Genomic DNA, 25,210 nt, shown 5'->3' with positions numbered 1-25,210 from the left:
CTACTACTGTCTCGGCAGGACAGGAGGAGAAGCCACCATGTTTAGTCTCGACAGCGTTCTCGATGACCTTTGGCCTCAGGCGAGGCCTGCGCCCTGGCAAAAAAGCCTGTTAAAAAAGCTATTTTATGAAGAAGAGTTTCAGCAGTTCGCCGCTACTCACCGCCACCTGAAAGGACTCGATATGGTGGAGCAGGTTCTGGAGCACCTGGATATTCATTGCACCGTCTCCGCCCGCGATCTCGAACAAATCCCCGAACACGGCCCGCTGGTCATCATGGCAAATCACCCCACAGGTACTCTCGACGGGCTGGCGCTCATGTACGCCGTCTCGCGCGTTCGCCGCGATGTCAAAGTGGTAACCAATCGTATGCTGACGCACCTTGAGCCGTTAAGTTCGCTGTTTATCCCGGTGGATAACCTGGGCGGTAAAACGGCGAAAACGTCGTTGATACAGATGGAACAGCATCTGCAAAACGCCGGTGTACTTATCTTCTTCCCGGCGGGCGAGGTCTCGCGCCCCACCCGCAAAGGGATCCGCGATAAAAAGTGGCATTCCGGCTTTATTAAACTCGCCGGTAAACTTCGGGCCCCCTTGCTACCGGTGCACATTCAGGCACATAACAGCCTGCTGTTTTACGCCACCACGCTGATCTCCCCTACCCTTCCCCTGCTGTTATTGATGCAGCAAATGTTCCGCCGTCGCCACAGCACGTTACCGATAAAGATCGGCGAGCAGATTACCTGGCACAGCTGGTTTAGCCCCCCCTTATCGCCCCGTGAGATGGCAGAGCAGTGCCGCCGGCACGTAATACGCCTGGGGAAAGGACTGCCCGGTATCTTTAAAACTGTCTCTGCGATTGCCCGCCCCGAAGATCGGGCGCTGCTCAAACGAGAGCTGGCGCTGGCGGAGTGTCTCGGGAAAACCGGCGACGGGAAAATCATCTATTTATGGCAACGCAACGGGCAGGAAGAGGCCCCGCTTCTGCGCGAACTGGGGCGTTTGCGGGAAATTTCGTTCCGGGCCGTGGGCGAAGGTAGCGGCAGACGACGCGATACCGACAGCTATGACGATGACTACCTGCACCTGATCCTGTGGGATGAAGAGGAGCTGGAGATCGTTGGCGCCTACCGCTTTATGCCCACGGCCGCTCAGGTCGAAAAACGTGGCGTGGAGGGGCTGTACAGCTACAGCCTGTTCCAGTACGACGACAAAATGGAAGAGGTGCTGGCGCATGGCATTGAGCTGGGACGCAGCTTCATTCAGCCACGCTACTGGGGGCGTCGCGGGCTGGATTATCTCTGGTCTGGTATTGGCGCCTGGCTGGCTCGCTATCCGCAGTATCGTTATCTGTTTGGCCCGGTCTCTATTTCAGGGGGACTACCGCCCGATGCCCGGGATTTACTGGTGGCCTTTTACCGCCTCTGGTTCCCGGCGAGCCACCCGTTGGCGGCCTCTCGCCAGCCTTATCCCGCGTCGCTGCCTGACGTGCTGGCGCAGTTTGGTGGGGTAGATTATGTTGATGACCTGACCCGGCTGAAATCACTGCTGGGTAATATGGGCTGCGGCATTCCGCCGCTCTATAAACAGTACTCTGAACTGTGCGAACCCGGCGGCGTGCAATTTATCGATTTTGGCAGCGATCCGGCCTTCATCAACTGCGTTGATGGACTGGTGCTGGTGGATTTGTGTTATCTGAAGGCGAACCGCTATCAGCGGTATATTGAGGCGCATTTACCTCCCTCACCCTAAAAGGGAAAAGCTGAACACCGTACTACCCCATCTCCTCGCCCCAAAGGGGCGAGGAGATGGTAAAGGGAATCAGCTCGCACGATAAAACGGCTTATCCCCCAAAATTGTCGCTCGCTGCATAATCCGACGCTGCGGCAGGTAATCCGCGTTGGCATAGTGCTGCGTCACGCGGTTATCCCAGATCGCCAGATCGTTCTCCTGCCAGCGCCAGCGCACCTGAAACTCCGGTTTGGTGATATGCGCGAAGAGGAAGTGTAACAGCGCCTCGCTCTCTTTTTCGGTGACGTCCACAATACGGGTGGTAAACCCTTCGTTCACAAACAGCGCCTGTTTGCCCGTCACCGGATGGGTACGCACCACCGGATGCAGCAGCGGAGGATGCTTCGCCACCGCCTCCTGCCAGCGCTGGTGCTCCTCTTCGGTCTTACGGTACTTATACTCCTGGAACGATTTCTTAAAATCGTGCTCCGCTCGCAGTCCGCTCAGTAGCGTCTGGAAGGGTGCCGATAACGCCTCAAAGGCCGCAATACCGCTGGCCCAGAGCGTGTCTCCGCCCGTTTCGGGTAACTGTTTCGCCGCCAGAATCGCCCCGGCAGGTGGCGTATCGATAAAGGTCACATCGGTGTGCCAGTTGTCATTATCCGGCGGGTTATTGTTATGGGTATCCAGCACAATTATCTCCTCCACCCCTTCCGCATGGGGATAGACGGGGTGGATATGCAGATCGCCAAAACGCAGTGCCAGCGCACGCTGCTGCTGTGGCGTGATGGCCTGCTCGCGCAGGAAGACCACCTGATGGCGCAGCACCGCATGGTACAGCTGCTCAAACTGGTTATCGCTCAGCGGGCGGCTGACATCCAGGCCCGAGACCTGCGCGCCAATGTACGGCCCCAGCGGGGTAATGGTCAGACGTTCACTCATTGAATCTCTCCATGCCAGGGCGTCAGACGACGCTGTAACGCGCGCAACCCCAGTTCTAATCCGAAGGCAATCACGGCAATCACCGCAATACCTGCCAGCACCACGTCAGTCGCCAGGAACTCTCCAGCCGACTGCACCATAAACCCCAACCCACGCGTGGCGGCGATAAGCTCGGCCGCTACCAGCGTTGACCAGCCCACGCCAAGACCAATACGCAGCCCGGTTAAAATTTCCGGCAAAGCACCGGGCAAAATCACAAAAAGCAGCACCTGCACGCGGCTGGCGCCAAGCGACTGCGCGGCACGAATCCGCACCTGCTGAGCACTTTTCACCCCCGCCAGGGCAGACATCGCCACAGGAGCAAAAATTGCCAGATAGATCAGCAAGATTTTTGAGGTTTCACCGATCCCAAACCAGATAACCATCAGCGGCAGATAGGCCAGCGGCGGCACCGGCCGGTAAAGCTCTATCAGCGGATCCAGAATGCCGCGCAGCGTTGGGCTTAACCCCATCGCGATCCCCACCGGGATGCCGACGACCACTGCCGCCAGCAGCGCCACCAGAATACGCGCCAGGCTGGCCCCTAAGTGCTGCCAGAGCGTGGCGTCCATAAAGCCTTGTGGGCCGGCGATGCTGATCAGTTTCTCCAGCACCTGACCCGGCGGGGGGAGAAAGAGCGGGCTGATCCACTGCTGGGCCGCAACGGCCCACCACACGGCCAGCAACGCCACCAGCGTACTCACGCTCAACGTGATTTGACGGGAGAAGGGCCAGCGTAATGCGAAGCGCGAGCGCCGCGTTTTTTCACCGAAGACAATGCTCACGAGAATGCCTCCCGTTGTTCAAACACGCGACTCAGCACATATTCGCGCTGCTCGATAAACTGCGGATCGGATTTAATACTGCGCACCAGCTCACCCGCCACGTAGCGACGGGCAAAGTCGAGCGACAAGCGCTCCTGCACGCGTCCAGGCCCGGGCGATAACAACACCAGTTCCGTGGCCATAAATATCGCTTCTTCAATATCGTGCGTAATCAACAGCACCTGTTTTCCGGTCTCATGCCACAGACGCAGCAGCAGGGTTTGCATCTGTTCACGGGTGAAGGCGTCGAGCGCCCCAAAGGGCTCATCCAGCAGCAGAAGCTGCGGGTTCGCCGCCAGCGCGCGGGCAATCCCCACCCGCTGGCGCTGGCCTCCAGAAAGCTGCCAGATATAGCGTTTTTCCGCCCCTTCGAGCCCCACTTTTTTGAGCATCTCCCGGGCAACGGTCAGGCGCTGCTCACGCCCAAGGCCCGCCAGCTGCAGGCCAAAGGCCACGTTCTCCTGCACGTTACGCCAGGGCAACAGCCCCTCGTTCTGAAACACCACGCCACGTTCCGCGCCTGGCCCCTGGACCTTTTTTCCCTCCAGCTGGATGCTGCCATGCTGATAAGGAAGAAACCCGGCAATCAGATTCAACAGCGTGGTTTTACCGCAGCCAGACGGCCCCAACACGACCAGCAGCTCACCGCGGTCGAGCGTCAGATTGATCTCTTCCAGTGCGGGCTTTCCAGCGTAATCCGCAGACAGATGGGTAATATTCAGCATCGCGGGCAACCTTATTTGACAAAGCGGTCGGTAACGTACTGGCTGTAATCTGCCGCTACCGCCGGCACTTTGCCTTGTTCTTTCAGGAAGCCTGCGGTATCCACAATCGCTTTATTCACCGGCCCGGCCAGTTGCTGAGCCTGCTGGACAGGGGTCAGGTAGGTGTTGCCCTTCACCAGCCCCGGCACGTCCGCCTTCGGTACGCCGCTCAGACGAGAGAGTTTTTCCAGATTATCGGGTTGTTTCAGCCATTCATCCGGATTGGCAATGTAGGGCTGCTGGGCGTCGATGGCGCTTTTGGCAAAGGCCTTGACGACCCCGGGATGTTTTTCAGCAAAGTCTTTGCGCACAACCCATACGTCGAGCGTTGGCGCCCCCCACTGCCCTACTTTTTCGGAGTCGGTGAGCACGGTACCCTCTTTTTCCAGCTCATTTACGGCAGGTGCCCAGACGTAGGCACCATCGATATCGCCGCGCTGCCAGGCGGCAATAATTGCCGGGGGTTGCAGGTTAAGAATTTGGACCTGCCCCGGCTTGATGCCCCAGTGTTTGAGCGCTGCCAGCAGGCTGTAATGGGTGGTGGAGATAAAGGGAACGGCGATGCGCTTGCCGATAAGATCGGCGGGCTTCGTGATACTTTTCTTTACGACCAGCGCTTCAGACTGGCCAAGCTGGGACGCCAGCAGGAAAACTTCAATTGGTACCTGCTGGCTGGCCGCCACCGCCAGCGGGCTGGAGCCGAGGTTTCCAATCTGTACATCGCCGGAAGCCAGCGCCCGCACGATAGCAGCCCCGCTGTCGAATTTGCGCCAGTCCACGTTGGCGCCGCTCGCCCTGGCAAAGGTGTTATCCGCCTGGGCCACTTTCGCCGGCTCGGCAGAGGTTTGGTACGCGACGGTGACATCCACCGCCTGCGCCTGAAATGCCCACAGCGCCAGCGCGCCGAGTAACGTCATTCTCGATGAAATCGCCATAGTCTCTGTCCCCCTTGTTGTTATGGGAGCAGTATTTCCGGCGAGGTCATTTTCATAAAGGAACAAAATCGCATCGCTCATTCCGATTCGTTTTTAGAAAAAAAGCGGCAAAAGATAGTTAAAAACTGACGGAACGCTTTATTGCAATTCTGTTACATCCGTTACATAACCGCAGCCACAGCATTGCCAGCCCGGCGGCAACGGGCATCATAGAGTTACTCTTGTGCAATGGGTGCTGAAATGATCAAAGTCGTGCTGGTAGACGATCACGTGGTGGTCCGTTCCGGGTTCGCCCAGCTATTAAATCTGGAAGATGATCTGGTGGTCGAAGGCCAATACAGCAGCGCCGCTGAGGCCTGGCCGGCCCTCTCACGTGATGCGATTGACGTCGCCGTCATGGATGTCGCCATGCCCGATGAGAACGGACTGAGCCTGCTTAAGCGACTGCGTCAGCTACGCCCTCAGTTTCGCGCCATTATTCTGAGCATTTATGACACGCCGGCGTTTGTTCAAAGCGCGCTTGATGCGGGCGCCAGCGGCTATTTGACCAAACGCTGCGGCCCGGAAGAGCTGGTACAGGCGGTACGTTCCGTCGGCATGGGTGGCCACTATTTATGTGCCGATGCGGTAAAAGCGCTGCGCGGCGGCGAGCCGACGTCCAGCGTGCTCAACGTGCTCACCCCACGCGAACGGGAGGTGTTTGAGCTGCTGGTCAAAGGCGAGAGCGTCAAAGAGATTGCCTTTAAACTGGCCCTGAGCCACAAAACCGTACACGTCCATCGCGCCAACGTGCTTGGCAAATTACAGTGCAACAGCACCATTGAGCTGGTGCATTTTGCCCTCGACAACCAGTTACTCACGGGCCACTGATGCGGCGCCCCCTGCGACATCTTATTCTTTCGTTGTTTATTATGCTGGCCTGGGGCACCGGCTGGCTGATGCTATGGACGCTCAGTTTTTACCTCACCCACAATGGCCAGCAGGCGGCGCTTTTTCTGCCGCAGGGCGTTTATCTGGCCCTGCTGATTCTGCTCGCACGCCGCTACTGGCCGGCGCTGATCCTGCCCGTGCTGGCGGCGCTATTGTGGCTGCACGGGGAGCAATTACTTACCCACCACGTCATGCTCGCGGTGCCGCTAACCGGCCTGCTCAGCGCCTGGTTAGCCCAGCGCTACTGGCACGCGTTTCCCCTCTACTGGCAACGTCTCTCGATGCTGATTGCGGCCGTAACGGTTAATGCCCTGCTACAAACCCTGCTGTTGTCACCGTTTCTGGAAAGCCCCGCTACCCTGCTATTACTGGCCTCGTTTACCGGTGGGGTGTTGCTTACTCCGTTTGTCTATCTGGTATTTGAATTTTTGCGCCAGCAGCATCGCTATCATCTGCTGGGGCTGGATACCAGCAACCCGCCGCTGCGGACGTCCCTTATTATCTGGTGCAGCCTCTTTTTCATTATCGGCATCGGCACCCAGATGGTGCTCTCCCCATCGCTGGAGCGGTTACTGCTGATTGTGGTATTCCTGCCCAACGTGGTGATGGCGTGGAAATTTGGCTGGCAGGGCGGCGTACTCTCCGGGTTACTCGGCAGCATGATGATCACCATTGCCCGGCAGGTCGGGATCGGATTTAGCGATCTGCTGGAGCTGGAGATTTTCCTCGCCACCCAGTCTCTGCTGGGGATGGGTCTGGGGATCGCCATCAGCCGCCAGCAGCATCTGGCGATGAACCTTGACCGCTACCGCCGTCGGCTGGAAGCGGAGTTACAGGCCCGGCGAGAGCTGACGGAAAAGCTGATCCATACTGAAGAAGATACCCGCAAGCACCTTGCGCGCGAACTGCATGATGAGATTGGCCAGAACATCACCGCTATCCAGATCCAGTCTCAGCTGGTGAAACGGGCGGGCGATACGCCGCTGGCCGTGGAAGCCGCCGGTCAGATTAACGAACTGGCACGTCGTATTCATCACTCCACCCGCCAGCTACTGCGCCAGCTTCGCCCACCGGTGCTGGATGAGCTCTCCCTGAAGGAGGCGCTACATCATCTGGTGAATGAGTTTGCCTTTACCGAGCGCGGCATCACCTGCCGGTTTGACTACCAGCTCCCCGCCCCGCCGCAGAGTGAAACCGTCATTTTCACCCTCTACCGCCTGCTGCAAGAGTTGCTGAATAACGTAAGCAAGCACGCCGACGCCAGCGAGGTGTCAATCTTGCTCTGTCAGCGCCATGATCAGCTGCATCTTGAGGTACGTGATAACGGCAGCGGGATGGGTTCACAGCAGCCAGCAGGGTTTGGTATTCAGGGGATGCGTGAGCGCGTCTCTGCCCTGGGTGGCGATTTGACGCTGGAATCCCACGCGGGGACGCGCGTAATTGTTAACCTGCCCACAAATTTGCAACAAACACCGTATTAACCAGGAAAAAGTCTTAGTCACTCCAGACTTTCTCTCATCCCATTTCAGTCGCGCTTAACTAGAGTCAGCTCAAACGGAGAAGATCATGCACGTACTGTCTGCCGAACAGGTTTCACAACGTTATCGGGCGCTTCGCCCCAGACTGCTGCTGTGTATGGTGATTGGCTACGCCGCGTTCTACCTGACGCGTAAAAGCCTTAACTATGTGTTACCCGCGCTGCAGATGGATTTGGGGCTGAGTAAGAGTGATATCGGGCTGATTGGCTCGCTCTTCTACCTGAGCTACGGACTGTCGAAATTTGCCGCCGGACTCTGGCACGACAGCCACGGTCAGCGGGCATTTATGGGCATCGGGCTGCTGGCGACAGGGGTGTTGAACGTGTTGTTCACCTTTAGCGATGCCTTCCCGCTGCTGCTGTTTATCTGGACGTTGAACGGCTTCTTCCAGGGATGGGGATGGCCGCCCTGCGCCAGATTGTTGACCCACTGGTACTCGCGCAATGAGCGCGGCTTCTGGTGGGGATGCTGGAATACCTCCATCAATATTGGTGGGGCAATTATTCCACTGATTTGTGCCGCTGCCGCCCACTGGTGGGGCTGGCAGGCGGCGATGCTGACACCGGGGATAATCAGCATCGTGCTTGGCCTGTGGCTGACCACACAACTGCGGGGCACACCGCAGGAAGAGGGTCTGCCGACGGTCGGCGAATGGCGTAACGATCCGCTCGAGTTACGCCAGCAACAGCAGAGCCCGCCGATGGGTTTGTGGCAGATGTTACGCAGCACCATGCTGCAAAACCCGATGATCTGGCTGCTCGGGGCGTCGTATGTGCTGGTGTATCTCATCCGCATCGCCCTGAACGACTGGGGGAATATCTGGCTGGCAGAGAGCCACGGGGTAAACCTGCTGAGCGCTAACGCTACGGTGATGCTCTTTGAAGTGGGCGGACTGCTGGGAGCGCTCTTTGCCGGGTGGGGATCGGATCTGCTGTTCAGTGGTCAGCGTGCGCCGATGATTTTGCTTTTCACGCTGGGGTTGATGGTGTCGGTGGCCGCCCTGTGGCTGGCGCCGGTCCACCATTACGCCCTGCTGGCGATGTGTTTTTTTACGGTGGGATTTTTTGTCTTTGGTCCGCAGATGCTCATTGGCCTTGCCGCCGTGGAGTGTGGACATAAACAGGCTGCAGGGTCGATTACCGGTTTTCTTGGCGTGTTCGCTTATCTGGGGGCCGCGCTAGCCGGGTGGCCGCTGTCGCAGGTTATCGAACGCTACGGCTGGTCGGGAATGTTCAGTTTGCTCTCGATCGCCGCCGTGCTGATGGGTTTGTTACTGATGCCATTGCTGATGGCGGGCATCACCGCTTCTCGCAGTCACATAACGTCATAAAAGGCTGAATAATGAAAACGACACTTCTCTCTACCCTCATTGCTTCCGGGATCGCGCTGGCTACCTTAACGGGTGCCGCACAGGCCAAAGGCCGCCTGGTGGTTTACTGCAGCGCAACCAACGAAATGTGCGAAGCCGAAACCAAAGCGTTCGGCGATAAGTACGACGTCAAAACCTCGTTTATCCGCAACGGTTCCGGCAGCACGCTGGCGAAGGTGGATGCCGAGAAGAAAAACCCGCAGGCCGACGTCTGGTATGGCGGCACCCTGGATCCGCAGTCTCAGGCGGGCGAAATGGGGCTGCTGCAGCCGTACAAATCGAAGAACCTTGAGCAGATCATGGAGAAATTCCGCGATCCGGCGAAAGTGAAGGGCAACCTCTCTTCGGCGGTCTACGTCGGGATCCTCGGCTTTGGTGTGAATACCCAGCGTCTGAAAGAGAAGAACCTGCCGGTGCCTCAGTGCTGGAAAGATCTGACCAAACCGGAATACAAAGGCGAGATCCAGATTGCCGATCCGCAAAGTTCCGGCACTGCCTACACCGCGCTGGCAACCTTTGTCCAGCTGTGGGGTGAAGCTCAGGCCTTCGACTACCTGAAGCAGCTTAACGGTAACGTCTCTCAGTACACCAAATCCGGCATCGCCCCAGCGCGTAACGCCGCACGCGGCGAAACGGCCATCGGCATCGGGTTCCTGCACGACTACTCCCTGGAAAAAGAGCAAGGGGCGCCGCTGGAGCTGATCTCCCCGTGCGAAGGCACCGGGTATGAAATTGGCGGCGTGAGCATTCTGAAAGGGGCGCGTAACGAAGAGAATGCGAAGCTGTTCGTCGACTGGGTATTGTCGAAAGAGGCTCAGGAGCTGGCATGGAAGAAAGGCAAATCCTATCAGATCCTGACCAACACCACGGCGGAAACTTCGCAGAACTCCCTCAAGCTCGACGATCTGAAGTTGATCAGTTACGACATGGATAAGTATGGCTCCACGGATGTGCGAAAAGCGTTGATCAACAAATGGGTCAGCGACGTGAAGATGGGTAAATAAGCCCGCAAACAGTGGTTATCACCCGGCGCCATTTTGCCGCCGGGTCTCCAACACCTGGAAAACTTATGTCACACACACTCGCTCTCCATCCCGTCAAAAAACGGGATGCGGTATTCCTTTGGGTTTTACTCGGCTGGCTGGCCTTTGCCCTGCTGCCGAGCTGGAGCCTTGATTACGGCCTGCTGGAGTCCACCAGCGACGAGATCTTCGATGCCTACAGCTGGTCGCAGGTTAATATCAGCTGGCTGTGGTACGTGCTGCCAAGCCTGCTGCTGGTACGTCCGTTTAACGAAGCGAAACGCGAACAGCGCAGCCGCCATTACCTGGACGCCGGCTGGGCACTACTGTGCATGGCGTTTGTGGTCATAAGCGCTACCCTGGAAGGGCGCGGTTTAGGCTATGCCACCATCGTGCTGTTCGTGGCGCTGGGCGCCATCATGACCCTGGCCCTCACACGCCTGGAGTGGCTGGGCGGTGACCGCTTTGTCATTGAATCCCTTATCACCATTGTTGCCCTGATCGGCATTTTTATCGTCTGGCCCAGCATCGCCATCTTTATTCCGATGTTTACCAACGATGCCGGCGAGTTTGCTCCGCTGGCATTTATGAATGTGCTCTCGCAGGCGCACATCATTCAGGTGATCATTAACTCCATTCTGTTGTCGATTGCCGTCGGTATCGGCTGCACCTTCTTCGGGCTGGTGCTGGCCATTTACACCACTCGCATCGCCAAACGCAGCGCGATCATTGGCCGCATCTTCTCCATTCTGCCCATTGTGACCCCGCCGTTTGTGGTGGGCTTAGGCGTAACGCTGATGATGGGGCGCTCCGGCTATGTGACCGAATTTATGGTGGAGTGGTTCGGTTTAACCAATACCAACTGGCTGTACGGCTTTACCGGCATCTGGCTGGCGCAGGTGCTGGCCTTTACGCCGATGGCCTTTATGATCCTCGACGGGGCCATTAAAACTATTCATCCGTCGCTGGAAGAGGCCTCCTATACGCTGCGCGCCAGCCGCTGGCAGACCTTTAACGGCGTCTTCGTGCCGCTGCTGAAACCGGCGCTGGCCAACGCCTTTTTAATTGTCATTGTCCAGTCGCTGGCGGACTTCAGTAACCCGCTGGTGCTGGGCGGCAACTTCGACGTGCTGGCGACGCAAATCTATTTCTATATCACCGGTTCGCAGCTGGACTATCAGGCGGCCAGTACGCTGGGTGCCTTCCTGCTGCTCTTCTCGCTGTTGGTGTTCTGTATCCAGTACATGTGGATTGGCAAACGCTCCTACGTGACCGTCTCCGGTAAATCCTACCGCGGTGATGTGCAGCCGCTACCGGTGACGCTGGTGTGGAGCGTGATCGCGCTGCTGGCGGTGTGGATCGCCTTCAACGCCCTGCTTTACGGCAGCATCTTCTACGGCAGCTTCACCGTCAACTGGGGAGTGGATTACACCCTGACGCTGGATAACTTTATCAAGTTGTTCGGCCAGGGCATGAGCGACGGCGCATGGCCTTCGCTGCTCGACACGCTGCTCTACGCCGGGATCGCCGCGCCGATCACCGCCGCCTTCGGTCTGCTGATTGCGTGGGTGGTTGTCCGCCAGCAGTTTAAAGGGAAAAAGACTATCGAGTTCACCACCATGCTCTGCTTCGCCGTACCGGGCACCGTGGCTGGTGTCTCCTATATTCTGGCCTTTAACAGCGCGCCGGTGTACCTGACCGGTACCGCCGCCATCGTCATTATTTCCATGGTAATGCGTAACGTGCCGGTGGGCATTCGCGCCGGGATCGCCGGGCTGGGTCAGATCGACAAGTCGCTGGATGAAGCCTCGCTCAGTCTGCGTGCCGGAAGCTTGCGAACCATTACCCACATCCTGCTGCCACTGCTGCGCCCCGCCATTTTGTCGGCGCTGATCTACAGCTTTGTGCGCGCTATTACCACCGTCAGCGCCATTGTGTTCCTCGTCACGCCGGATACCCGCGTGGCAACGGCCTACATTCTGAACCGCGTGGAAGACGGCGAATATGGCGTGGCGATTGCCTACGGCTCGATCCTGATTGTGGTCATGCTGGCGATCATTTTCCTCTTTGACTGGCTGATCGGTGAGGCACGTATCTCCCGTTCAAAAGCTAAAAACCAGGCGTAACACTATGACTCAGAAACATTTCGTTGAACTGCGTAACGTGACCAAGCGCTTCGGCGCTAACACGGTGATTGAAAATATCAACCTGGCGATTCCGCAAGGACAAATGGTGACGCTGCTCGGCCCGTCTGGCTGCGGCAAAACGACCGTCCTGCGTCTGGTGGCCGGACTGGAGAAGCCGACCGAAGGGCAGATTTATATCGACGGTGAAGATGTGACACACCGCTCCATTCAGCAGCGTGATATCTGTATGGTGTTCCAGTCCTACGCCCTCTTCCCGCATATGTCGCTGGGGGAGAACGTCGGCTACGGCCTGAAGATGCTGGGCGTCTCGCGCGCGGAGATTAAAACCCGCGTCCAGGAGGCGCTGGCGATGGTGGACCTGGAGGGATTTGAAGATCGCTATGTGGATCAGATTTCCGGCGGGCAGCAGCAGCGCGTGGCGCTGGCCCGTGCGCTGATCCTCAAACCCAAAGTTCTGCTCTTTGATGAGCCGCTGAGTAACCTCGACGCCAACCTCAGACGCAGCATGCGCGATAAAATTCGCGAGCTGCAGAAGCAGTTCAACATCACCTCGCTGTATGTGACCCACGATCAGAGCGAGGCGTTTGCGGTCTCTGACACCGTACTGGTGATGAACAAGGGCAATATTATGCAGATTGGTTCCCCGCAGGATCTCTACCGTCAGCCCGCGTCGCGCTTTATGGCGAGCTTTATGGGGGATGCCAACCTCTTTCCGGCGAACTTCAGTGAAGAGGCGGTGGAAATCCACGGCTACCGGCTGCCCCGTCCGCTGCATTTCGCCGCGCAGGGGAAAGGCACCGTTGGGGTACGCCCGGAGGCCATCACCCTGAGTCAGCACGGCGAGGCAAGCCAGCGCTGCGTGATTCGTCACGTGGCCTATATGGGACCGCAGTATGAAGTGATTGTGGAGTGGCACGGGCAGGAAATTTTGTTGCAGGTGAATGCCACGCGGCTACAGCCGGACGTGGGGGAGTCGTATTACCTGGAGATTCATCCGTACGGGATGTTTGTGCTGGCAGACGTGGCGTGAGGTTGTGCGCGCGTCTCCCCCCTCACCCTAACCCTCTCCCTCAAGGGAGAGGGGACCGTTCAGTTTTCGTCTTTTCACGGTTTTCTCCCTCTCCCTGTGGGAGAGGGCCGGGGTGAGGGCATCAGGCCGCACAAAACTCAGCGCAGCGCATATAACTCAGCAATATCCTTCGGCGTCGTCCGACAACACCCGCCAATTAACTTCGCTCCGGCCGACTGCCATTGCGGCAAATACCCCGCCAGCGTCTCGCACGCTTCACCGTGGTGATGCCAGGTCTTGCTCACCGCATCATAGTGCTCGCCCGAGTTCGGATAGACCACCAGCGGCAATGCCGTCAGGCCTTGCAGATGTTGCAGCGCCGCCGTGGTGTTCTCCAGGGCGATACAGTTGATACCCAACGCCACAATCTGTGGGAAGTTATCCAGCACAGCAATGACTTCACGCAGCGGCGTGCCGTCGCTCAGGTGCTCGCTGTCGCGCAGGGTAAACGAGAACCATGCCCGGGCGCGGGGATATTCCGTCAGCAACGCGGCCAGCGCTTTAATTTCAGGGAATGACGGCAGGGTTTCGCAGGCCAGCAGATCGGCCCCCGCGTCCAGCAGCGCCTCTACCCGTGGGCGGTGGAACGCGGTAAATTCTTCCGCGCTGCGCACGTAGTCGCCGCGGTATTCGGAGCCATCCGCCAGGTAAGCACCATAGGGCCCGACGGAGCCCGCCACCAGCAGCGTGCCCGCCTGGGCGTTCTCGGCCAGATATGCCTCGCGCGCTTTGCGCGCCAGCTCCACGCTTTTACCAATCAGCGCCCGGGATTGCGCCTCGTCCAGCCCGCGAGCCGCAAAGCCTGCAGGCGTGGCCTGATAGCTGGCGGTGATCGCCACCTGCGCGCCAGCACGATAGTAATCAAGATGCACTTCACGGATAAGATCCGGGTTTTCCACCAGCACTTTGGCAGACCAGAGGCCGTCTGCAAGATTACAGCCGCGCGCTTCCAGCTCCGTTGCCATCGCGCCATCCAGCACCACAAAGGGTTGTTTTTCGAGGATGGCGGTAAGCGGATTATTCTGCGACATGTTGATGCTCCTGCGTTGTCAGATTTCGGGTCAGGTAGTACGCACCATAACACAGGGCGACGAAGGGGAGTCCGCAATAAAGGGCAATGCGCTGGCTGGGGTCAAACCACAGGCCGACGCAGGCCACTACGCAGAGGATAAAACCGAGCACCGGAACTAACGGATACCACGGCGCCCGATAGTGCAGGTCAGAGAGCGGCAGACCAGCCTGCACATGACGGCGGCGGAAGACAAAGTGCGAAGCGCAAATGCTGATCCACACCGCCACCACCGCGAAACCGGAAATGGCAGAGAGCGCGACGAATACCGTATCCGGGGCCACCACGCTTGAGAACAGCGCCAGTACGCCGCCCAGCATCGACACCGACAGCGCCGTCAGCGGCACGCCATTTTTGTTAACCCGGGCAAAGCAGCGCGGCAACGTTTTCTCGTTCGAGAGCGACCACAGCATCCGGCCAGAGGCATATAACCCCGAGTTCGCCGCCGAGAGGATTGCCGTCAGAATCACAAAGTTAAAGATATCCGCCGCGTAAGGAATACCCACTTTCTCAAAGACCAGCACGAACGGGCTTTTCTCTACCCCGGCCTGCTGCATCGGGATCAGGGCCGCCAGCACAAAGACGGTGCCGATAAAGAAAATGATCAGCCGGGCGATGGTGGTGCGGATCGCTACCGGAATCACTTTGTGCGGGTTTTCGGTCTCCCCCGCCGCAATGCCGATCAGCTCCGTTCCCGAGAAGGCGAAGTTCACCGCCACCATGGTCATCAGGATCGGCAGGCCGCCGTGCGGGAACCAGCCTTCAGCGGTGATATTGCTCAGGCCCGGCGCGGGAGAGCCGTCCTGCATCGGGATAAACCCAAAGATCGCCGCGCCACCGAGAATGATAAAGGCAATGATGGTGATAACTTTCACCAGCGAGAACCAGAACTCCCCTTCGGCAAAAAACCGGGTAGAGATGACGTTAAGGGCAAAAATCACGACGCAGAACACCACGCACCACACCCAGACGGGCACCTGCGGGAACCAGTACTGCATGCAGAATCCGGCGGCGGTAAAGCTCGACCCGAGCGCGACCGTCCAGGTGAGCCAGTAAAGCCAGGCGACGGTGTACCCGGTCGCCGGGCCCAGATAGCGGGCGGCATAGACGTGGAATGCGCCGGTCTCCGGCATCGCGACGGAAAGTTCGCCCAGACACTGCATCACCAGCCACACAACCAGTGCCCCAATCAGGTACGCCAGCAGCGTGCCCGCCGCGCCGGTCGTCGAAATAATGTATCCGGTATTGAAGAATAACCCTGTGCCAATGACCCCACCCAGCGAGAGCATAATCAGGTGGCGTGTTTTCATGGTGCGCTTTAGCTGCCCATTTTCGTGTTCTGTTTGCATATTACCTTCTAAACGTATGGACATCTAAACATCCAAAGAAGGTGTGTTATACCGCGATTGTTAACAAAAAGCTAGCCAACCAGCCGCAGCCGGGCACGTCGTGCGCTGAGTCTGGGGTGAGCTGTGAGGATCACGTAGAGTATTGGTCGCCAGGCCATAATGTCCTCCGCAAGAAGATACTTACAGCATGGCGCGGGGGGCAAACTTTCTCAGTCAGGCGAAAGTGGTATCTGTTTTCTGTTTGCTAAACCTTTGTATGCCTTACGCAGTCTTTAGAGGCCATTACTGGACCAGGTCCCCCGCCCGCCCGCTTATCTGATGAAGCACGCGCGCAATTATTGGTAAATCCGTTAAAGGGTTCTATAGTCGTCACAGTTACTTAGTTATCAGGACTCACTATGCGATTTAACGGACTGACCAAAGGTTTCTTCATCTTTATTCTCGCCCTTGTCACCTGGGCTTTTTTTGATGTGCTCTCCCCCTACTTCTCTGCCATTTTGTGGGCGGCCATCCTGACCATCATTTTCAACCCGGTGAAAAACAAGCTGCGCACCCTGCTGGGCGAGCGCAACGGCCTGGCGTCGTTTTTGACCCTGTGCATTATCTGCCTGATCGTCTTTATTCCGTTGATGGTGATCCTCTCGTCGCTCGCCATTGAGCTGAACGTGGTGTACACCAAGCTTCAGCAAAACAATACCCAGTTCCCGGAAGTGGTGGCCGGTATCCTTAACCGCCTGCCCGGCTGGGCGAGCGGCTTTCTTGCCGATCACAACCTGGCGAATGCGGCGGAGATTCAGAAAAAACTCTCTGAAGCCGCGCTGCGGGGTGGGCAGTACCTGGCTGGCAGCGCATTCCTGATCGGCAAAGGCACATTTGGCTTCGCCATCAGCTTTGGCATTATGCTCTATCTGCTCTTCTTCCTGCTGAAGGATGGGCCTTACCTGGTGCGTCAGATCCTGGATTCGCTGCCGTTGAGCAACTTTGCGAAAGAGCACCTGTTTGCCAAATTCGTCGGCGTCTCACGGGCAACGGTGAAAGGTACGGCGGTAGTGGCGGTCGTTCAGGGCACGCTTGGCGGGATTGCATTCGCGATTGTCGGCATCGACGGCAGCATATTGTGGGGCGCGCTGATGGCGTTCCTCTCGCTCGTCCCGGCCGTCGGCTCGGCTATCGTCTGGGTGCCTGCCGCCATCTTCCTTTTCGCCACGCACCAGCTGTGGCAAGGGCTGTTTATTGTCGGCTTCTTTGTGATTATCGTTGGGCTGGTGGATAACATTCTGCGTCCATTGCTGGTGGGCAAGGACACCAAAATGCCAGACTATCTGATCCTTATCTCCACCCTCGGCGGCATGGAGTTGTACGGGATCAACGGTTTTGTGATTGGCCCGCTGATTGCGGCGCTGTTTATCGCCTGCTGGAATCTCTTCTCCGGACGTGACCATGCTGGCAACACCGAAGAGCTGGATGCCGATTTCCTTGAAGAGGGGAAAACCCCGCCCGATTTGTGAAGGGGCATCGGTAAACGATAAACCAGGCGGCACTGTGCCGCCTTTTTTATTAGCTGAAATCAAACATTTTCTATAATTTGAAAGAACGCCACCCCACTTTCGTCGTAAAAGGATCCAACAGGTGCGAATCGCTACGATTACCAACTGGGCCTACGGCGCCACCGTCTGTCTGACTATCGCCTCAGGCATTGTGATGCTAATGGCTTCTCATGCTGACAACGTTGAGCGTCAGGCCGTGAAACAGCGGCAGATGTTTGATCAATTCAGCGAAGAGATCGAAACAGATGCCTGGAGGCTGTCTGACTTAGCCCGCCTGTTTGTCATCAAAAAAGATCCCTCCGCACTGGAAGCGTACCGGCAGGAGGCCCGCGAACTGAAGAACGTGGAAGTCCGGCTGACGCAGCTGAAGGATAATGGCGCCTCTATTGAAAAGCTCTCCCTGCTGCGTGACGGATTACAAATTATCGATGAGTTGCAGGACGAACAGCAGGCGGCACTGGCGGGTATGGCCAGGGGGGAAGAGCAACAGGCCTTGGACCTGCTTTATGGCTCACCTTATGAACAAGAGCTTGAACGCGCCCAGCGACAAATTGACCATTTTCGCCAGATGCTGGACAAACGGATCATCGCCGACGTTCACGCCGCCACCAACAAATCAAAAACGTTGCGCACCGCTTCGGAAGTGATGGTGGGCCTCACTGCCCTGCTCTTCTTGTTCGTGCTGGGCTTTATTCTTAAACGCCGCGTCCTGCACCCGGTGGTGCGCCTGAGCGACGTGGTGCACCGGCTGGCTTCACAGGATTACGCCGTTGAAACGCCGAACTTCAATCAGATCGATGAAATTGGCGATATGGCGCAGGCCATCCGTATCTTCCGTGAAAACGGCCTGGCCCGACAGCGGCTGGAAAAAGAGCGCGATGCCGACTGGGCCATCCGCGAACTGCTGGCACGGATGACGCAGCGCCTGCAGGGATGCGAGAACTTTGCGGATGTCATTAACGTGGCGAAGCTGTTTGCCCCCAATATCGCGCCTGGCGTTTCCGGGCGCTTATATATTCTCGATCGCGAACTCTGGGAGATGCGCTGCGCCGCGGAATGGCTGGCGCCAGAGGGGGACAAAACGGCGTTCCATCCGGATGCGTGCTGGGCGGTACGGCGCGGGCAGAGCCACCCTCCGAGGAGCGGTGAGCCGGATATCACTTGCTATCACTTGCCAGCATCCTGCGCACATCAATCCTTATGCGTGCCCCTTATCGCCCAGGGAGAAGCCATTGGGCTGCTCTCTTTCCAGAACCTTACCCCTGAAAACGCTCCGTCGCGTGCTTATCTGGAGTTAATGGCAGAGGCGCTGGGCCTGGCGCTGGCTAACCAGAGATTGCGCGATGCCTTGCTGGAAAAAGCCCTGTTCGATCCGCTGACCGGCCTGCGCAACCGCCATCATCTGGAAGATACCCTGCGAACCCAAATGGCGCAGGCCGTACGTAATAAGGAGCCGGTGAGCTGTCTGATGATCGACATCGATCACTTCAAGAGCATTAATGACCGTTTTGGTCACGAGGCGGGCGATCTGGTCATTAAAAGCGTGGCGACGATTGTGCAGCGCGCCGTGCATGAATCCGGCCTGGCTTTCCGCTATGGCGGCGAGGAGTTTCTGGCGCTGCTCGCCGGGGCAGATGAAGCTGTCGCCCACGCCTGCGCAACGGAAATTTATGACGGGGTACGGGGATTGTCGCTGCGCTATGGCCTGGCTGAACTCGGCCCGGTTGATGTCTCTATCGGCATCGCCAGCTACCCGGAACATGCTCAGAGCGATACCCTGCTGCGCGCGGCCGACGTGGCGCTATACCGCGCGAAGGAGCTGGGCCGTTCGCGGATTGTCAGTTTTGGCATGCTTGAGGCGGGTTAACGACCCGCGCTAAAAAAGTCAGGGCCGATAACGCTGTCTGTTTTTTCGCTTACAGGAGCACGCAATGCTGGAATTACGTCCCAACTGTGAATGGTGCGATGTCGATTTGCCGCCTGAATCAACGGCGGCAAGAATCTGCTCTTTTGAATGCACCTATTGCGCAGAGTGCGCTGAACACGCGCTGGACAATCGCTGCCCAAATTGCGGAGGCGAACTGGTGAGACGGCCGATTCGTCCGGCCAACAAACTTGAGAAATTCCCCGCTTCTCTTACCCGGGTGCATGCGAAGCGGCCAGCGTAATGCTAGCGCTTACTGATGGCCAGTTTGGCGGCAAACAGCAAAAAGACGCAGCCCGTTGTGCGATCCATCCATTTCACCACGGCGGGCTTTTTTAGCACTCCGGCGGCGTAGCGCGTCGCCACAATCAAGGTCAGCGACCAGAGGGTGCCAATCAGCACGTGGATACCCACCAATAAAAACGTCCAGAGCAGCGGCGAGTGACCGTTCGGGATAAATTGCGGTAAAAACGAGACGTAAAACACGCCCATTTTTGGGTTGAGCACGTTGCCCAGCATCCCGCGAACAAACCAGTTACCCGATGCATGGGTTGCAGCCTGATTAAGGGTAAATTGCTGACGCGGGCGCAGTAAGAGTTGAATGCCTAACCAGCAAAGGTAGGCTGCCCCACACCATTTCAGTAGCGTATAGGCGAATTCAGACACTGCCAGCAGCGCCCCCAGCCCAAAAGCCACCATTGCTCCCCATATAAAACAGCCCGCATCTATCCCCAGTGCTGCATGAAAGGCTTTTTTGCCACCTTCCGCAGTGGCGGTGCGCAGGATCAGGGCGGTATCAAGGCCGGGAGTCAGTGTCAGTAGCGTGGCAGCGAGAGTAAAGGCCAGCAGAGCATCGGTAACGGTCATTCAGGAGCTCCGAAAACGCAGAGGTTAACGTTAAGCCATCGAAGGGGCAATCCTGAATATTGAGGGGATGCCCTTTTGAATCGTTTGATTATCGACGGGTCAGCGCCAGGCGAATACCCAGGGTGATAAAGGTCGCGCCAACAACGCGATCCAACAGCGTTTGCAGCGTTTTATTTTGCGATACCGCTCCTGCGGCGCTGCCCGCCAGAACGGCAAAAGTCACATCGGTGAGAAACGCAATGAGCGCATAAACCAGCCCCAGCAGCAGGAATGAGACCGCCTGATGCTCGCCGCCCGGGGAGACAAATTGCGGGAAGAAGGAGATGAAAAACAGCAGTACCTTCGGATTGGTAAGGGTAGTAATAAAGCCTTTCGACAGCAAACTGTAAGGGTGCAGTAGCGGCTTAATGGTCGGCCGCGCTGTATCCTCGGCCTTCTTCTTGCTTAGCGTGCCCAGGATCATCTTGCTGCCCAGATACATCAGATAGGCTGCACCTAAATATTTAATCACGGTGAACATCAGCGGAGAGGCGGCGATTAACGCGGTGAGACCTACCGCGCTGGCAACCGCATGGGTACAACTTCCCAACGCTACCCCCGCCGCAGAGATCACCCCGGCCCGGCGCCCATTGGCCACGCTCTGCCCGACAACGTAGGCAATATCTGGCCCCGGCGTGATGGAAAGAAGAAGAACAGACAGAGCAAACAGTCCAAAATGCGTAATATCCAGCATGGTGACCTCCATAGGGTGGGTTCCATACCTTAACATTGTTAATAAGAAGTTATCCACGAACAAATAGCATGATTAATCAATATTTAAGCATAATAATTCACACAGCCCTTTTTCACTATTCCTACAGCCGCGAAACTAAGTTTGCATAGCCGTATTCAATGGACGTGATTACATGATCACAATTTACCTCTTCCTCAGACAATTTTATGCCGTATTTCGCTCATTCCAGGCGTCGGTAAACTGGATATTACCGTCTTCGATTCTCCAGGTTATTTTTTCATATTGAAGGCTGACGCTTTCAACGTGATTGATTTTACTGTTTCCTGCTAACTTTATATTAGGTACGCTACAATTAACGCCTGTAACCTTTACTTTTTCCATCAAAACCGTGTAGTAACACACCTCCTGACCGGCATCATTTATTTTATAAAACTTAATTTCCGCACTTTTCATTGATTGTCCAGTCGCGGCGGCTTTATATAAATAGGGTGTAGAACTGTCCACCTCTTTTTCAATCATCATTGATGAATGTTGTCGACTACCTGTAATCTTACCCGTTAAATTGTCTACCGGTAAATTTATACCATGGCCGAGGCCAATGATCTCTATACTGCCTTCGCGATATCTAATATCAACAGATCCTTTAATATCTGCACCACCATCATCTTTAAGCCACATATAGGGTGGAATTGGCATGTTATCTCTTCCTGTATCTATTGATTAAGTTTAAAAATGTTAAATAAATAAGCACTGCTAATGAGAGGATGACAAACATATCTATATAAAACAGCGTATCGTATAGAGTTTCGCAATTGACATCGCTATAAAGAAATCGACAAAACATTGTTGCCAGACTACCGTCGATATAACTTTCGGGGCTTGGCAAGACTCGACCCACAGCCATCATAACTATTAAAAACAATGATATGTGGCAAGCATAGTATAGGAAATGTTTATTAACCACTAGCCTGCACCTCGACCCACCCATGAGCCTTAAGTGAGCGCATACAGGGAACCTGAACAAGCTGAGTATTTAATAGTGCTTGTCTGATTATTGCAAAGTCTGAATCATGAGCGATGGTGATACAACCTTTTGAAACTCGCCCAGGATGCAAACGAAACAATCCCCGATAAACATCTTCGACCCAGGTTCCATCATCAATCCCCCAGTCATCTCTATAGAGCGCAAACCAATCGGATTTGCCGAATTCACGTCGCCCAAGTATTTTATTAGCCGAGTCTTTGAGTTCAACGCGTTTTTGAGATAACCAGTTGCCTTCTTGCCTGTCAACGATCCAGTACTTTCCTGAAGGAATAGGGCCATCTCCTGCATTTGCCATACATGAGAGATTATTTCGACAAAACCCTTGTCCTGAAAAAGCCATAAAAACACCGACACCAAATAAATTGAAAGGCGCATAGTCAGCGCCATTAAGAATCAAACTTCCTTGCAGCGCCATATACTCACCTTAAGCTAAAGTCATAATGGCCCAGGCTATAGGCAGCTTAAACTTAATTCAACAGAGAGATTTCCTTTTCAGAAATGATTAATATTTCATATTTGTATAAATAACATCGTTATCATATTGTGCATAGACAACCTTATAATGCTCATGCAACACAAGGCTCGACATGATCACGATTGAAGAATCCGACCCACGCAGTGCTGATTCGCAGCGACTCATTGAATATCTAGCGGCTGAGTTATCCCACATTACAGGCTCCAGCGGGGAAAGCAATTTCAAGCTGGACGATGTCATGGCGCCGGGGGCGAGGTGGGTTATCGCCAGAGATGCCAGCCAAACGCCAGTCGGCTGCGGCGCGTTTCGTCCGGTGTCGGCTACCACTGCCGAACTTAAAAGAATGTTTTCCAGCAGAACACAACCCGGTATTGGCACAGCCATTTTGACCTGGCTGGAGCAGGCCGCGCGCGAGCTCGGGTATCAGGAGCTCTGTTTAGAAACCCGTGTCGTAAATACCCAGGCGGTAGATTTTTACTTAAAACAGGGATATCAAAAGATTCCCAATTACGGGGTGTATGTGGGGCGCGATGATGCGGTCTGTTTTGCTAAGCGGATTGGTTGAAAGGGGGATGGTGCGATAATAGGAACAAAATACATTAATAACTAGTTGAAATAAAACAAGAAAAAACAAAAACCACATACAAATGCCCCCATATATGCCCCCTGACTAGAAAGCATACATAGGTCACTTGCTTAGCTAATGCGCACTTCTAATTAAATGAATTTATTGAAAAAATTGACAATATTATTTAACCATATCTTCCATTTTAAGATGTCTATTGCCAGCACAGCTAAAATTATTTGTATGATTACGAACCCAAAAATAATCTTTGAGTTCTTTTTATTATATTTAATACTATCAAATTGAATTCTACTTTCTGATAAATGATACAAACTTTCGGTTTTGCTTACTAACTCATCACATTTTTCAATTTGATACCCCACTAGATTATTTACCTTAGCATTCCTTTTTCGTGAGAAAGCGTTCAGCCAACTTTTTATTTTTTTTGCCCGCATATAAAAAACGAAGTAATCATTATGTTTCTTCGTTAATACATCACCATGCTCATCAGTTACAACCTCTCCAACCTGCTTAGCTAAGGAAGTTATTTCATTAGAAATCAACAATCCAAAAGAAATATCACTGATAAAACCTTTTGAATTAGCAGGAGGGTAGAAATCCGGGTATCCACTATTATCTTTTCCATTAATCTTATTGTAAATATAAAGAGCATCGAAAGAATATTTTGATGTATCATGTATATTTAAAAAATATCCAGCATCATCTTTTATCATATATGGAGAGGGGTAATAATGGCCAAACTCAGCGACTCTCTCTGCGTCTTGATTATTTGTGCTTGAAAAGTAATCAACACCCTCTTCTATGCACATTTCTGGAACCGCAATCACGCTGTTCTCATGGATTGAAATGCCTATAACGTCATTCAATTCCTTCCAAACCTTACAAACATCACTAAATACAAAATCAAATTTTTCGCAAATAATTTCAGATGCTAACCACGATCTATCCAAACATTTAAAGCCACTATTTTTTTTACTGTAAAAGTTAAGCCTCTCAAACTCTGAATCAAACTCAAGTTCACCGACAGCAATATTCTTTATAGCATCAGACGCCTCTTTCGCCATAAAAACATCATATGTCAGAATAAATAAATCGCTGCCATATTTGTTTAAGCTCAGTATAACAAAATCAATGTATTTAGTTTTTGATGATAAAGATTTTAGAGAATCATTATATTTATCCATCCCATTAACACTAATTCTCCCGAAGTTATAATGGGAGGAACCAAATATGCTTGAAACATCATTTATGCTTTCATATCGCGAGGCATTAAAAACACTTCTAGAATAACGATCTATCCACTTAGCCAATTTATCAAGGTCATTCTTTTCGATTGCAAAATTTAGTGTCGTTTTATACCAATTAAATTCACCATTGAGGAAAGATACAAATTTAGGATTATCATTATGAAGATAACTATTTATGCTTCCGGTTTCCTCATAACGACTATTTACTTCACTGACTAACCAACGAGGAAATAAAAACGGACAATAATAAGCGCAATTAAAGACATATTTAGTATATGACAACTTAAATCTATTATATTTTCTTTTGTTTTTTACTTGCATCTCTCCCCCAGCAAATCGATATGTCTCATTTTATCTTCATCGTATTCTAAAATGTTTTTATTCTAATCGTTAGACAAAAAGTAAGAATAACAAAAATCGCACTACACCGCACCCGCCTGCCACTTTCATGGCAGTAAATTTTTTCAGTTTTGTTTTTCTACATATAAGGAAGCCAGCCCGCGCCAATGCTGGCTCTCTGGCATCAAAAACGGACTGAAAAGATTGAAACGAATTTCACTTTTTTTCAGTTTCTGCACTTTTAGGAGTGGCGTAATATTTTTCAGGTGATTGTTTCAGAAGGGATTTTTAATTTAATGTCACTATTCGGTAAAGATAACGTTGAACAAAAAAATAATAATATGATTAAATTCAGCCAGTTATCAACAGAGTACACTGAAAAAATTTCATCACATATCAGCAGTACCGGGCATGCGTTTCGCCTCCCGGTCTGCCGCCGTTAAGCCCGTTTTTTTGCCTGAAGCAGAATTTCCAGCGCCTTATCACGATCCTGTTCCGGCATGGCATCAATCAGCTCTTTAACCCTTCCCTGCCCCTTTAGAGCACTGGGGCTAATGGTATGCGAAAAGGATACGCACATCACAAAGGTATGGCCGCATTCAACGTTGGTACAACTACAGTAAACGTCCGCCAGCTGTGGGTGTTTACGATTGGTCTTACGGATCGTCGCGTCAGCAAGACATTCAGGGCAGGTCATTTTCATTATGCGCATGCAGATTCC

Annotated in this window: 23 protein-coding genes; 11 read left to right on the top strand and 12 right to left on the bottom strand. The window is 54.3% G+C overall.

Annotated features, from left to right (window positions below; all coding sequences use genetic code 11):
- Positions 1-37: 37 nt before the first annotated feature.
- The gene (gene olsF, locus JZ655_RS04225) at positions 38-1,750 is read left to right on the top strand and encodes a bifunctional ornithine lipid synthase OlsF (RefSeq protein ID WP_207293076.1); all 1,713 of its coding nucleotides are present in this window, start codon (positions 38-40) and stop codon (positions 1,748-1,750) included.
- Positions 1,751-1,819: 69 nt separating this feature from the next.
- On the opposite strand, the gene tauD is transcribed toward olsF, so the two are convergent.
- Genes tauD through tauA form a run of 4 tightly spaced genes read right to left on the bottom strand, consistent with a single transcriptional unit; the run spans position 1,820 to position 5,233 of the window.
- Positions 1,820-2,671 (bottom strand): taurine dioxygenase, encoded by an 852-nt coding sequence (tauD, locus tag JZ655_RS04220; RefSeq protein WP_207293075.1) that lies wholly within the window; start codon positions 2,669-2,671, stop codon positions 1,820-1,822.
- The gene (gene tauC / locus JZ655_RS04215; RefSeq protein WP_207293074.1) at positions 2,668-3,495 is read right to left on the bottom strand and encodes a taurine ABC transporter permease TauC; all 828 of its coding nucleotides are present in this window, start codon (positions 3,493-3,495) and stop codon (positions 2,668-2,670) included. The genes tauD and tauC overlap by 4 nt, the downstream gene beginning before the upstream one ends.
- Positions 3,492-4,259, bottom strand: coding sequence for a taurine ABC transporter ATP-binding subunit (gene tauB, locus JZ655_RS04210; protein ID WP_207293073.1), 768 nt, complete (start codon positions 4,257-4,259; stop codon positions 3,492-3,494). Before tauB ends, tauC begins: the two co-directional genes overlap by 4 nt.
- 11 nt (positions 4,260-4,270) lie before the next feature.
- The gene (tauA, locus tag JZ655_RS04205) at positions 4,271-5,233 is read right to left on the bottom strand and encodes a taurine ABC transporter substrate-binding protein (RefSeq protein WP_207293072.1); all 963 of its coding nucleotides are present in this window, start codon (positions 5,231-5,233) and stop codon (positions 4,271-4,273) included.
- A 240-nt stretch (positions 5,234-5,473) separates the two neighbouring features.
- Here tauA and JZ655_RS04200 point away from each other — a divergent pair, with 240 nt between their 5' ends.
- From JZ655_RS04200 to fbpC, 6 genes are all read left to right on the top strand, one after another.
- Positions 5,474-6,103, top strand: coding sequence for a response regulator transcription factor (locus tag JZ655_RS04200; protein WP_040076988.1), 630 nt, complete (start codon positions 5,474-5,476; stop codon positions 6,101-6,103).
- Positions 6,103-7,644 (top strand): MASE1 domain-containing sensor histidine kinase, encoded by a 1,542-nt coding sequence (locus JZ655_RS04195; RefSeq protein ID WP_207293071.1) that lies wholly within the window; start codon positions 6,103-6,105, stop codon positions 7,642-7,644. The genes JZ655_RS04200 and JZ655_RS04195 overlap by 1 nt, the downstream gene beginning before the upstream one ends.
- Positions 7,645-7,729: 85 nt before the next feature.
- Positions 7,730-9,031 (top strand): MFS transporter family glucose-6-phosphate receptor UhpC, encoded by a 1,302-nt coding sequence (uhpC, locus tag JZ655_RS04190; RefSeq protein ID WP_040076990.1) that lies wholly within the window; start codon positions 7,730-7,732, stop codon positions 9,029-9,031.
- 11 nt (positions 9,032-9,042) lie between these two features.
- On the top strand, positions 9,043-10,074 hold the full coding sequence (locus JZ655_RS04185) for an ABC transporter substrate-binding protein (protein WP_207293070.1): 1,032 nt from the start codon (positions 9,043-9,045) through the stop codon (positions 10,072-10,074).
- A 65-nt stretch (positions 10,075-10,139) separates the two neighbouring features.
- On the top strand, positions 10,140-12,218 hold the full coding sequence (locus tag JZ655_RS04180) for an ABC transporter permease (RefSeq protein ID WP_207293069.1): 2,079 nt from the start codon (positions 10,140-10,142) through the stop codon (positions 12,216-12,218).
- Positions 12,219-12,222: 4 nt separating this feature from the next.
- On the top strand, positions 12,223-13,269 hold the full coding sequence (gene fbpC, locus JZ655_RS04175; protein WP_207293068.1) for a ferric ABC transporter ATP-binding protein: 1,047 nt from the start codon (positions 12,223-12,225) through the stop codon (positions 13,267-13,269).
- Positions 13,270-13,406: 137 nt separating this feature from the next.
- Here fbpC and mmuM read toward each other — a convergent pair whose 3' ends face one another.
- Together mmuM and mmuP are read right to left on the bottom strand one after the other, a co-directional pair.
- Complete coding sequence (gene mmuM / locus JZ655_RS04170) at positions 13,407-14,339, bottom strand: homocysteine S-methyltransferase (RefSeq protein ID WP_207293067.1); 933 nt, start codon at positions 14,337-14,339, stop codon at positions 13,407-13,409.
- Positions 14,326-15,726: an S-methylmethionine permease gene (gene mmuP / locus JZ655_RS04165; protein ID WP_046886727.1), complete on the bottom strand. Its 1,401-nt coding sequence runs from the start codon at positions 15,724-15,726 to the stop codon at positions 14,326-14,328. Before mmuP ends, mmuM begins: the two co-directional genes overlap by 14 nt.
- Before the next feature lie 398 nt (positions 15,727-16,124).
- On the opposite strand from mmuP, the gene JZ655_RS04160 reads away from it, so the two are divergent.
- The 3 genes from JZ655_RS04160 (at position 16,125) to JZ655_RS04150 (ending at position 19,441) form a co-directional block, all read left to right on the top strand.
- A complete protein-coding gene (locus JZ655_RS04160; RefSeq protein ID WP_046886726.1) occupies positions 16,125-17,234 on the top strand; it encodes an AI-2E family transporter in 1,110 nt (369 codons plus the stop codon).
- Between the two features lie 121 nt (positions 17,235-17,355).
- Entirely contained in the window at positions 17,356-19,140 is a 1,785-nt protein-coding gene (locus JZ655_RS04155) for a diguanylate cyclase (RefSeq protein ID WP_207293066.1), read from the top strand.
- 64 nt (positions 19,141-19,204) lie between these two features.
- Positions 19,205-19,441: a DUF1272 domain-containing protein gene (locus tag JZ655_RS04150; RefSeq protein ID WP_072039535.1), complete on the top strand. Its 237-nt coding sequence runs from the start codon at positions 19,205-19,207 to the stop codon at positions 19,439-19,441.
- 2 nt (positions 19,442-19,443) lie between these two features.
- Here the strand turns inward: JZ655_RS04150 and JZ655_RS04145 are convergent, their stop codons facing one another.
- The 4 genes from JZ655_RS04145 to JZ655_RS04130 all read right to left on the bottom strand — a co-directional run bounded on the left by JZ655_RS04145 (position 19,444) and on the right by JZ655_RS04130 (position 22,257).
- Positions 19,444-20,064 (bottom strand): LysE family translocator, encoded by a 621-nt coding sequence (locus JZ655_RS04145; protein WP_207293065.1) that lies wholly within the window; start codon positions 20,062-20,064, stop codon positions 19,444-19,446.
- Between the two features lie 88 nt (positions 20,065-20,152).
- Positions 20,153-20,797, bottom strand: coding sequence for a LysE family translocator (locus JZ655_RS04140; RefSeq protein WP_046886730.1), 645 nt, complete (start codon positions 20,795-20,797; stop codon positions 20,153-20,155).
- A gap of 204 nt (positions 20,798-21,001) precedes the next feature.
- Entirely contained in the window at positions 21,002-21,493 is a 492-nt protein-coding gene (locus tag JZ655_RS04135) for an Hcp family type VI secretion system effector (RefSeq protein ID WP_046886723.1), read from the bottom strand.
- A 260-nt stretch (positions 21,494-21,753) separates the two neighbouring features.
- Positions 21,754-22,257, bottom strand: a complete 504-nt coding sequence (locus tag JZ655_RS04130; protein ID WP_207293064.1) for a DUF2778 domain-containing protein — start codon at positions 22,255-22,257, stop codon at positions 21,754-21,756.
- Between the two features lie 172 nt (positions 22,258-22,429).
- On the opposite strand from JZ655_RS04130, the gene JZ655_RS04125 reads away from it, so the two are divergent.
- A complete protein-coding gene (locus tag JZ655_RS04125) occupies positions 22,430-22,882 on the top strand; it encodes a GNAT family N-acetyltransferase (RefSeq protein ID WP_207293063.1) in 453 nt (150 codons plus the stop codon).
- A 152-nt stretch (positions 22,883-23,034) separates the two neighbouring features.
- Here the strand turns inward: JZ655_RS04125 and JZ655_RS04120 are convergent, their stop codons facing one another.
- Positions 23,035-24,471: an arylsulfatase regulator gene (locus tag JZ655_RS04120; protein ID WP_207293062.1), complete on the bottom strand. Its 1,437-nt coding sequence runs from the start codon at positions 24,469-24,471 to the stop codon at positions 23,035-23,037.
- A gap of 457 nt (positions 24,472-24,928) precedes the next feature.
- Complete coding sequence (locus JZ655_RS04115; RefSeq protein WP_207293061.1) at positions 24,929-25,201, bottom strand: Ogr/Delta-like zinc finger protein; 273 nt, start codon at positions 25,199-25,201, stop codon at positions 24,929-24,931.
- Positions 25,202-25,210 lie beyond the last annotated feature (9 nt).

This window comes from Leclercia pneumoniae, from assembly GCF_017348915.1.
In the GTDB taxonomy this organism is placed as follows: domain Bacteria; phylum Pseudomonadota; class Gammaproteobacteria; order Enterobacterales; family Enterobacteriaceae; genus Enterobacter; species Enterobacter pneumoniae.
Note: the sequence above shows the minus strand (reverse complement) of the source record. Positions and strands in the feature narration are given on the sequence as shown.